3 protein-coding genes are annotated in these 1,729 nt (G+C 65.2%); all 3 read right to left on the reverse strand.

Annotated features, from left to right (window positions below; genetic code table 11):
• Window positions 1-443 (reverse strand): cytochrome c maturation protein CcmE (gene ccmE, locus AC4FAH_RS12025; RefSeq protein ID WP_490246089.1); only part of this gene is annotated, 443 nt, incomplete at its 3' end.
• An 81-nt stretch (window positions 444-524) separates the two neighbouring features.
• Window positions 525-791 (reverse strand): heme exporter protein CcmD, encoded by a 267-nt coding sequence (gene ccmD, locus AC4FAH_RS12030; protein ID WP_287020793.1) that lies wholly within the window; start codon window positions 789-791, stop codon window positions 525-527.
• The gene (locus AC4FAH_RS12035) at window positions 788-1,555 is read right to left on the reverse strand and encodes a heme ABC transporter permease (protein ID WP_287020802.1); all 768 of its coding nucleotides are present in this window, start codon (window positions 1,553-1,555) and stop codon (window positions 788-790) included. The genes ccmD and AC4FAH_RS12035 overlap by 4 nt, the downstream gene beginning before the upstream one ends.
• Window positions 1,556-1,729 lie beyond the last annotated feature (174 nt).

Genomic DNA, 1,729 nt, shown 5'->3' on the forward strand with positions numbered 1-1,729 from the left:
GTCCTGTTACCAGACACATCACGCCCGGAGGCCTTGAGTGCATCGGTCACCTCCGGCGGCATGTACTTCTCGTCATGCTTGGCCAGCACCTCGCTGGCCTCGAGATGCTCACCATCGAAGGCGCCCATCACCACCACGCCCTGCCCTTCACGGAACAGGTCCGGCAGGATGCCCTGATAATGCACCGTCACGTCATGATCGAAATCCGTGACGGTGAAGATGGCATCCAGCGTCTCGTTGTCGCGCCTGACACTGCCATCACGCACCATGCCGCCCGCACGGATCTGCCGCCCCTGGGGCGCTTCGCCGGTGGCGATCTGCGTCGGGGTATAGAAGGCGTTGATGTTGGCGCGCAGGGCATAGAGGGTCAGGCCCACCGCGAGGGCGGCCAGCAGCACGATGGCCGTGACGATATACAGGCGCTGCTTGCGTTTGGGAGTCATGGTCAGGGCTCGATCAGGGCAAGGGACGGTCAAGCCTCTCGCGGCCAGCGGGACAACCGCCGCGGGAGGGAGAAAACAGGTTCAATCACGAGAGGTGTGGCGCGAAGCCTGATGTGACGAACGATGCGAAGCGTGGTGTAAAGCAGGGTGCGAAGAATGACGGGAAGCGTCACGGCGCAGCCGGCGACGGATATCCGCCTCCAGCGCGCGACGCGACAGCCGCGTGGCGATCACCAGCCCCACCAGACACGCCGCCGTCAGCCCCCAGGCCGACCACACATACAGCGCATGGCCGCCCATGGCGAAGAACTCGCTGACATTCGAGAAGGCGATGCCCGGCAGGTTCATGGCTTGTCCCCTTCTGCCGCGACTACCGCAGCATCGGGGCGCGCACGCGAAGGCGGACTCAGCAGATCACGCACCCACTGCTTGCGACTCTCGCGTCTCAGCACCTCGACCCGCGTGCGCATCAGCACCAGCGCGCCGAACAGGGCGTAGAAGCCGATCACCATCATCAGCAAGGGGATCCACATGCTGGCCGGCATCGGCGGCGCTTCGCTGAGCGTGAAGGTGGCCGGTTGATGCAGTGTGCTCCACCAGTCCACCGAATACTTGATGATCGGGATGTTAACCATGCCGACCAGCGCCAGGATCGAGGCCGCGCGCGAACCGCTGTCACGGCTGGCGAAGGAGCCACGCAGCACGATCACGCCCAGATACAGGAACAGCTGGATCAGCATCGAGGTCAGCCGGGCATCCCAGATCCACCAGGTGCCCCAGGTGGGAATGCCCCACACCGAGCCGGAAAACAGTGCCAGCGCCGTCATCAGGGCACCGACGGGCGCGGCGGCCGTGGCGACCATGTCCGCCAGCTTGATCTTCCACACCAGGAAGAGAAGCGCGCACACCGCCAGCAGCATGAAGCACGACTGGGCGAGAATCGCCGCCGGCACATGCACATAGATGATGCGGAAGCTGTTGCCCTGCTGGTAGTCGGCGGGCGCGAAGGCCAGCCCCCAGACACTGCCGGCCACCAGCGCGATGATGGCCAGGGCCCAGAGCCACGGCAGCCAGCGCTGGCTGGCCGCGAAGAAGGTCGCCGGTGCGCCCATGCGATGCAGCCACGGCCATAGCCCGCCCTTGCGGGGGCGAACCTTGCGGGCAGGCGCTTGAGGAGAGTCGGAGTCGGCGGTCACACGGGCCTCTTGTCAGGGGCAATGAAGAGCCTTGCGAATGCCCGAGAATGCTCGGGCAGCGTCATGCAGTTCTTGATCGGGCTAGCCATT

Source organism: Cobetia sp., from assembly GCF_983723665.1.

Bases quoted from the DNA above. Each gene is read 5' to 3' on its own strand.
- AC4FAH_RS12035 (WP_287020802.1), bottom strand. From the start codon at position 1,555: ATGGGCGCACCGGCGACCTTCTTCGCGGCCAGCCAGCGCTGGCTGCCG.
- ccmD (WP_287020793.1), bottom strand. From the start codon at position 791: ATGAACCTGCCGGGCATCGCCTTCTCGAATGTCAGCGAGTTCTTCGCC.